7 protein-coding genes are annotated in these 8665 nt (G+C 37.6%); 3 read left to right on the top strand and 4 right to left on the bottom strand.

What is annotated here, in order from left to right; all coding sequences use genetic code 11:
• Nucleotides 1–122: 122 nt before the first annotated feature.
• On the top strand, nt 123–1058 hold the full coding sequence (locus ACTH6U_RS15335) for a two-partner secretion domain-containing protein (RefSeq protein WP_441832553.1): 936 nt from the start codon (nt 123–125) through the stop codon (nt 1056–1058).
• 65 nt (nt 1059–1123) lie between these two features.
• On the opposite strand, the gene ACTH6U_RS15340 is transcribed toward ACTH6U_RS15335, so the two are convergent.
• From ACTH6U_RS15340 to mazG, 4 genes are all read right to left on the bottom strand, one after another.
• The gene (locus ACTH6U_RS15340) at nt 1124–2509 is read right to left on the bottom strand and encodes a DASS family sodium-coupled anion symporter (RefSeq protein WP_294104876.1); all 1386 of its coding nucleotides are present in this window, start codon (nt 2507–2509) and stop codon (nt 1124–1126) included.
• Nucleotides 2510–2791: 282 nt separating this feature from the next.
• On the bottom strand, nt 2792–4093 hold the full coding sequence (gene eno, locus ACTH6U_RS15345; RefSeq protein WP_294104879.1) for a phosphopyruvate hydratase: 1302 nt from the start codon (nt 4091–4093) through the stop codon (nt 2792–2794).
• Between the two features lie 65 nt (nt 4094–4158).
• Entirely contained in the window at nt 4159–5796 is a 1638-nt protein-coding gene (gene pyrG, locus ACTH6U_RS15350) for a glutamine hydrolyzing CTP synthase (protein WP_294104881.1), read from the bottom strand.
• A 378-nt stretch (nt 5797–6174) separates the two neighbouring features.
• Complete coding sequence (gene mazG / locus ACTH6U_RS15355; protein WP_294104883.1) at nt 6175–6969, bottom strand: nucleoside triphosphate pyrophosphohydrolase; 795 nt, start codon at nt 6967–6969, stop codon at nt 6175–6177.
• Between the two features lie 212 nt (nt 6970–7181).
• On the opposite strand from mazG, the gene ACTH6U_RS15360 reads away from it, so the two are divergent.
• Both ACTH6U_RS15360 and ACTH6U_RS15365 read left to right on the top strand, forming a co-directional pair.
• Nucleotides 7182–8108 carry an Rpn family recombination-promoting nuclease/putative transposase gene (locus ACTH6U_RS15360; RefSeq protein WP_441828813.1) on the top strand — a complete coding sequence of 309 codons (927 nt, stop codon included), beginning with the start codon at nt 7182–7184 and terminating at the stop codon, nt 8106–8108.
• 156 nt (nt 8109–8264) lie between these two features.
• Nucleotides 8265–8459, top strand: a complete 195-nt coding sequence (locus tag ACTH6U_RS15365; RefSeq protein WP_441832554.1) for a hypothetical protein — start codon at nt 8265–8267, stop codon at nt 8457–8459.
• Nucleotides 8460–8665: the final 206 nt, after the last annotated feature.

Below are 8665 nucleotides of genomic sequence, written 5' to 3' on the forward strand. Positions count from 1 at the left end.
TTTTTATGTGAATAATAAAATAACATAAATCATTACACCTATATTATTTTTTGATACAAGAATAAAAAAAAATGAGTTATAGTTTATGACTTCAATTAGGATTATTATTACAAGGAGATGTAATGAATAATGAAGCTTTTTTTATCTGTCTAGCAACTACTTTTCTATCTTGCTTTAATTTCCCTGTCTTTGCTCAATCTGATGTAGCCAAAGCGAAAGTCATTAATATTGAAGCCCCCCTTAAAAATGATATTTCATTCAATTCATTCGATAGTTTATCATCTAATGAGCACGGACTTATTTTTAATAATGATATCGGTGATAATATTAACTTTACTGATAAAGCAGCAAAATTAATATTAGCCGAAGTGACAGGAACTGAAGAAAGTAAAATTCAAGGAATACTAGGTATTAAAGGACAGGCTGCTAATCTTATTATAGCCAACCCTAATGGAATTTCATGGGTTGATGGAACCGTAAGCAATATCAATAGTCTTTCTCTTATCGCAGGTAGTATGGATAAGCAATATATAAAAAATAAAGACAAACAGTTAGAAGCTAAACCATTAGAAGACTATAGCCAGTTAAAATTTTCAGTTAGCCCAACAAGTCAAATCAGTATTAGTCAGCAGCAAGCGCAACCAATTCAACTATCTAAACTAAACGTATTTGCTGATCGAATTAAATTACAAAATGCGATAAATATTACCTCTGCCATACAAAACTATTTGAGCACATCGGGAAGTGCTTCCATTTCACCAAGAGAAGGTATTATTCGTTCAGGTTCTAAATTTAAAACAAGTATTCCCTATAGCGAAGGTAGTCAATTAGAATTAAGCGAGAATGCAAAGCTACTTGGACGCTTGATTTCATTTGAAAGTCATCAATATCAATGTAAAGATAGCTTTTTATGTCCGCAAAATAACATTGATATTAAAGGGCTTATTCAAACCATGAATTTTTCATTACGCGGAGATGCTGATTTTTCAGTAGCTAGTTCAGGAAAAATTCAAATAGGAAAAAACCAGCAAGTACTCATTGCAAAACCCGTACAGTAATGCAAACGGCCTCATAAATTATGTGGCCGTTATATACTAAAGATACAATACTAAATTAGTGTCTACTAGAGCCAGAAGAACCATGCAAATAGTGAGATAACAATGATACAGGCAACATTTAATACCGCACCGACTCGTACCATCTCAATTTGCCTTATATAACCAGACCCAAAAACAATTGCATTTGGTGGTGTCGCTACAGGCAACATAAAGGCACAAGAAGCACCAATACCAATGATCATTGTCAATACGATTACAGGCATACCTAATGCTTCTGCAACTGTTGCAAAAATAGGTACCAATAATGCCGCACTTGCTGTATTACTTGTAAATTCAGTTAATATAATAATGAAGGTCGTAACAGCTAAAATAATAATAAACCAGTGGCTCTCACCAAAAGTTAATTGCATCCAGTCGGCCATAATCTTACTGGCTCCTGAAGTACTTAAAATTGCACTCAAAGTTAAACCACCACCGAATAGCATTAATACGCCCCATTCAGTATTTTTTTGAATTTGAGACCAAGTCGCAACACCTGTTATAGCGATTAAAATTGCCGCACTCATTGCAATAATTGTATCTAAATCTTTAATGCCACCGAGTGCTTCACTAATAAAAGTACTCGTAATCCAACAAACTACTGCTAATAAGAAGATAGTCATTGCAGTGATGCGTTTACCGTTCCATTCAACCTGTTCTAATTCTATTTCAAAGCGGTGTTTAAGATTTGGACGTAACATCATATACATCAAAGCAAACATCATGGGTAACAACACTACCATGATTGGAATACCGTATTTCATCCATGATAGAAAATCTAAACCTAACGCCGCAGCGGCGATTGCATTTGGAGGGCTACCTACAATCGTTCCTAAACCACCGATACTGGCACTATATGCCACGCCCAATAATACGAACACAAAAGTATTACGTTCATGGCGAACATCGAGGTTAGATAAAATACCAAGCACTAAAGGTAACATCATCGCTGCCGTTGCAGTATTACTAATCCACATTGATAACAGTGCCGTTACGCCAAACAGCAGCAAAACAGCAACAGAAAGTCGTCCACGAGCAGCCATCAGTAATCGATTGGCAATCAATCTATCTAAGCCTTGAATATGCAAAGCGGTTGCCAATGCAAATCCACCGAAAAATAAGAAAATGATCGGATTTGCAAAAGATTTAAGCGCATCACCAGTATTCATTAGCCCTAAACCAACTGCTAAAATTGGAATACATAGAGCAGTTATCGTAACGTGAATCGCCTCAGTTAACCAAAGGACTCCCACAAAAACCATCATTGCCAAGCCTGCATTGGCTTTATCGTCAAAAGGTAAATATTTCAAAAGTAAAATTAATATTACTATATCAACAGCTAAGATAATCCATCCCCTTTTATTTGGTGGGGTAGGTCCTACTGCTGGTGTCAAGGATTCAGAAGCGTCCATATAAACTCCGTAGCTCGGAAGCAAATTAGTTTCGAGTATTATTGTTAAAATTTATTTACGAGACGTGGAATATAGAGTTAATTGAATGGGATGAAAATGTGGATAGTCCAAAAATGAGACCTATACCGCGCAATTAAACTGTTTTTTAGTTTAAAAGATAAAAAACAATCTACTTTGTCGACAAATTAACAGATTATTTAACTGGTTTCTTTGACTTTCTATTGAATAAAAAATGGGAAGCCTAAGCTTCCCATTAAAGATATTTGCTAAGCAAAATTTAAATTATGCTTGGCCTTTAACTTCTTTCAAACCTTTGAATGGCGCGCTGTTACCAAGAGCTTCTTCAATGCGAATCAATTGGTTGTATTTAGCAACACGGTCAGAACGGCTCATAGAACCTGTTTTGATTTGACCTGCCGCAGTACCCACTGCTAAATCAGCAATAGTTGCATCTTCAGTTTCGCCTGAACGGTGAGAGATAACCGCCGTGTAGCCAGCATCTTTCGCCATTTTAATTGCAGCCAAAGTCTCAGTCAGTGTACCGATTTGGTTGAACTTAATCAGGATTGAGTTAGCAATACCTTTATCAATACCTTCTTTCAAAATCTTGGTGTTAGTAACGAATAAATCGTCACCAACTAATTGAATTTTATCGCCAAGAACTTTAGTTTGGTATGCAAAACCGTCCCAGTCAGATTCGTCCAGACCATCTTCGATAGAAACGATTGGATATTGCTTAGTCAACTCTTCTAAATAATGAGTGAATTCTTGTGAAGTGAAAGTTTTACCTTCACCTTTCAGCTCATAGTTACCTGTTTCTTTGTTATAAAACTCAGAAGCTGCACAGTCCATAGCCAGAGTCACATCTTTACCTAGAACGTAACCTGCTTGTTCAACAGCAACTTTAATCGCAGCAAGTGCAGCAGCGTTTGATTCTAAGTTAGGTGCATAACCACCTTCATCACCAACAGCGGTGCCCATACCTTTAGATTTGAGCACTTTCGCTAAATGATGGAAAATTTCAGAACCCATACGAATCGCTTCTTTCAGCGTTGGTGCACCGACAGGCTGGATCATGAATTCTTGGATATCAACGTTGTTATCTGCGTGCTCACCACCATTGATGATGTTCATCATTGGCAAAGGCATTGAATATTGACCATGAGTACCATTCAGGTCAGAAATATGCTCATACAGAGGCATACCTTTTGCCGCAGCTGCCGCTTTAGCATTTGCTAAAGAAACCGCTAAAATTGCATTTGCACCAAATTTAGATTTGTTTTCAGTGCCATCAAGGTCAATCATGATTTTATCAATGTTGGCTTGATCTTTTGCATCTTTACCGAGCAGTGCTTGAGCTAATGGGCCATTTACTGCACCAACTGCTTTAAGAACACCTTTACCTAAATAACGTGCTTTATCGCCGTCACGTAGTTCTAGCGCTTCACGAGAACCCGTAGATGCGCCTGAAGGAGCAGCAGCTAAACCAACAAAACCACCTTCTAAATGAACTTCAGCTTCTACAGTTGGGTTGCCACGAGAGTCAATGATTTCACGACCGATCACTTTAACAATTTTAGACATTAGGTTTTCCTCAGTACAAGTTAAATTTTGGGAAGTTAACAACGATTTGCTGACTTCCCCATATCTTATTTCAACTCACCTTTCTGGTATTTTCCAGCGGCTTTAACAAAACCTGCAAACAACGGATGACCATCTCTTGGTGTAGAAGTGAACTCTGGATGGAACTGACAAGCCACGAACCATGGATGGTTTGGATTCTCAATAATTTCAACCAGCTTATTGTCTACTGAACGGCCCGCAACTTTAAGACCTGCATCTTCAATACGCTTCAGTAGCATATTATTCACTTCATAACGGTGGCGATGGCGCTCAGTGATAGTCTCTGAACCATACATTTCACGTACTAAGCTGCCATTCACTAAATGACAAACTTGACCACCAACACGCATTGTTCCACCAAGATCACTCTCTTCAGAACGAACTTCAACGTTGCCGTCTTCATCACGCCATTCTGTAATCAGCGCAACAACTGGGTATTTACAATCAGGCTTAAATTCTGTGGAGTTCGCATCTTTCATGTTGGCAACATTGCGCGAAAACTCAATCAGAGCAACCTGCATACCCAAACATATACCTAAATAAGGAATTTTATTCTCACGTGCATATTGTGCTGTCAGAATCTTACCTTCCACGCCGCGTTCACCGAATCCACCCGGAACTAGAATTGCATCTAGATTTTTGAGTAATTCCACACCACGTGTTTCAATATCTTGTGAATCAATCAGTTTAATATTAACCGTTAAACGATTTTTCAAACCCGCATGTTTTAGGGCTTCAATCACTGATTTATAAGCATCAGGTAATTCAACATATTTACCGACCATCCCAATGGTCACTTCACCAGCAGGATTAGCTTCTTCATAAATAACCTGTTCCCACTCAGAAAGGTTCGCTTCTGGGCAATCAAGATGGAAGCGTGTACAAATATATTCATCCAAACCTTGTGATTTTAACAAAGCTGGAATTTTATAAATGGAATCAACATCTTTAAGTGAGATAACCGCTTTTTCTGGCACATTACAGAACAGTGCAATTTTTGCACGTTCATTAGCAGGAATAACACGGTCTGAACGACAGATTAATACATCAGGTTGGATACCAATCGACAACAGTTCTTTCACTGAATGTTGAGTTGGTTTCGTTTTCACTTCACCCGCTGCCGCAAGATATGGCACTAAGGTCAAATGTATGTATAACGTACGCTCACGACCAACCTCTGCCGCCATTTGACGAATAGCTTCAAGGAATGGCAGAGACTCAATATCACCCACTGTACCGCCGATTTCGACCAATACAACATCATGACCTTCACCACCACGGATGATGCGATCTTTGATTTCATTAGTAATATGAGGGATAACTTGGATCGTAGCACCTAAATAATCGCCACGGCGCTCTTTGCGCAATACTTCTGAATATACACGTCCGGTCGTAAAGTTATTACGACGTGTCATTTTAGTACGAATAAAACGCTCATAATGACCTAAATCTAAGTCAGTTTCAGCGCCGTCTTCTGTAACGAAAACTTCCCCGTGTTGAGTTGGGCTCATTGTACCTGGATCTACGTTGATGTAGGGATCCAATTTCATCATGGTTACATTGAGTCCACGGGCTTCGAGTATAGCCGCCAATGAGGCTGCGGCAATGCCTTTACCCAGAGAGGATACGACCCCGCCGGTCACAAAAATATAATTAGTTTTCATGCTGAACCTGAAAGTTTAGGTTTAAAAGATGATGGATATAACAGGACGGGAAAACAGTATACCCGAACCTTAAATTCGCTACAAATGTTCTAAGCACAATAAGGCCACTTTTCATCAATACTCTAATAATATCAGCAAGTTAAAATAGAAAATATATTTATGCTTGATAAATACACATCCAACACTATTTCTTAAGACTAACACACTTTAAAATCAAAAGCTAAATCCTTTCAGCTCTTTGTATACCTTAAAAAAGATGAATTTGAACTTATTTTGATCTGAAACACGGATATCAGTTAGTAGCCCTAAATAGTTCATGCCAAAATTAAGATTAGCAAGCGCAGCCAACAACGCTGTAGTGCGAAATATGACGAGCCACTATTCTTGACGCTTAATAGAAACCCACAAAGCCTCCATCTCATCAAGTGTAGCACTTTCTGTTGATTTGCCACTTTCTGCCAAACGTTCTTCGATTTGTCTAAAACGGTTCTCAAATTTCTGACAAGCTTTTTGCAGTGCCATTTCCGGTTTATGACCTAAATGACGAGAAAGATTAACTGTAGCAAACAATAAATCACCTAATTCTTCTTCAAGGCGTTGTTCATTGATAACCACTTGCGTCGCCTCTTCCATCACTTCTTCAAGTTCTTCATGTACTTTGCCAACAACTGGACCTAAGGTATCCCAATCAAAACCAACGGATGCGCAACGTTTTTGAATTTTATAAGCTTTCATTAACGCAGGTAATGCACTCGGAATATCATCAAGCACGGAAAATTGTTCTTTTTCTGCTCGTTCCTTCGCTTTACGCTTTTCCCAACCCGCGATAACTTCACTACTACTCAGCCGATTTTCAGCATCAAATATATGTGGATGACGACGTTCTAGCTTGTCACTCACCGCTTGGCAAATATCATCAAAATCAAACAAAGACTGCTCTTTAGCCATTTGAGCATAAAATACGACCTGAAATAACAAGTCTCCTAGCTCACCTTTTAAGTCACTAAAATCTTCGCGTTCAATTGCATCTAGCACTTCATAAGTTTCTTCTAACGTATAAGGTGCTATGGTTTTAAACGTTTGCACTTTATCCCACGGGCAGCCATCCTGCGGGTCACGCAACTTATTCATAATATTTAATAATCTTTCAATTTGTAGTTTTCCCTGACTCATTTTACTAACCTTTGTTTTGCTTAATTACATAAACCGCTATTTTTATATCAAATGAATAGCAAGTGGAATTTTATTTATTAAACCTTAAATTAACCATTTATTACAATAAGTTAATTATTCCAGTCATATGAAAATTTAGGACTAACTTTTCTATATCCAGACTAAAATTTCGCTAGTATTTTAGTCATTAAACAGATGGAAAGGTTTCAAGTATGACAACGGATTACCATAACACACCCCATGACTCTGCATTTAAAGGCTTTATGTCTAAAGTGGGAAATGCGCGAGATTTTTTTGATATTCATTTACCTAAAAATATTAAACAATTATGTGATTTTAATACATTACAACTTACCAATTCATCGTTTATTGACCATAAGCTACGTTCTCGTTTATCGGATGTTCTGTATTCTATCGAGACTCATCATGGCGACGGTTATATTTATGTTCTTGTAGAGCACCAATCTGTACCAGATAAACTAATGACATGGCGTCTCATGCATTATGCCTTTCTTGCTATGAGCCAACATTTGCAACAAGGCCATAAAACATTGCCTTTTGTTGTTCCAATGTTGTTCTATAATGGAAAAATCACGCCTTATCCCTATTCACAAATGTGGACCCATTGTTTCCAATTTCCAGAATTAGCTAATGAACTTTATTTTAACCCTTTACCTTTGATTGATATTACTGTTATTGATGATAATGAACTACTGAAACACCGTAAGATAGCCGTGATGGAGCTTGCCATGAAACATAAAGATTTGCGGGATGATGTTAATCAGATAATCGCTAATCTAGCCCAAGCAATAAATCAAGACTATAATGATGAAGATGACATCGATAAAATATTCTATTACTGGTTTTATACAATTGATTCGCATAGCTTTACTCAAATTATAAAACAGCTAACAAATCAAATTCACAACCATCAAGGAACTATTATGAATATTGCACTACGTTTACAAGATCAGGGACGTAAAAAAGGACATAAGGAAGGGCATAAGGAAGGGCATAAAGAAGGACGTGAATCAACCCAATTAGAAATTGCCGCTAAATTGTTAAAATCCGGTATTTCTCTTGAATTAATTATGGAAAGCACGAACTTAAGCAAAGACCAAATACGCCAACTACAATAAAACCTTGTCTGCACAATAAATAGAAACAATCTAAAAATTCATTTTAGTGGCCCAGCAGTGCTCTATAGCTCGAAATATATCACTCACGAATATTCAAAATAGTTCGAGTTATGGCTAAACGGCAAAAAATAAAATTCATAACATCAAGGAACTATTATGAATATTGCACTACGTTTACAAGATCAGGGACGTAAAAAAGGACATAAGGAAGGGCATAAGGAAGGGCATAAAGAAGGACGTGAATCAACCCAATTAGAAATTGCCGCTAAATTGTTAAAATCCGGTATTTCTCTTGAATTAATTATGGAAAGCACGAACTTAAGCAAAGACCAAATACGCCAACTACAATAAAACCTTGTCTGCACAATAAATAGAAACAATCTAAAAATTCATTTTAGTGGCCCAGCAGTGCTCTATAGCTCGAAATATACCACACACAAATATTCAAAATAGTTTGAGTTGTGGCTAGGCGGCAAAATGAGGTTATCTCGGGAAGCATACAAAAGTATGTGACCCGAGTAACCGAGTGAAGCCAACAACGCCACAGCTCGAAATAT

Origin of the sequence: Providencia sp., from assembly GCF_052096715.1 — a bacterium.
Lineage (GTDB): Bacteria > Pseudomonadota > Gammaproteobacteria > Enterobacterales > Enterobacteriaceae > Providencia.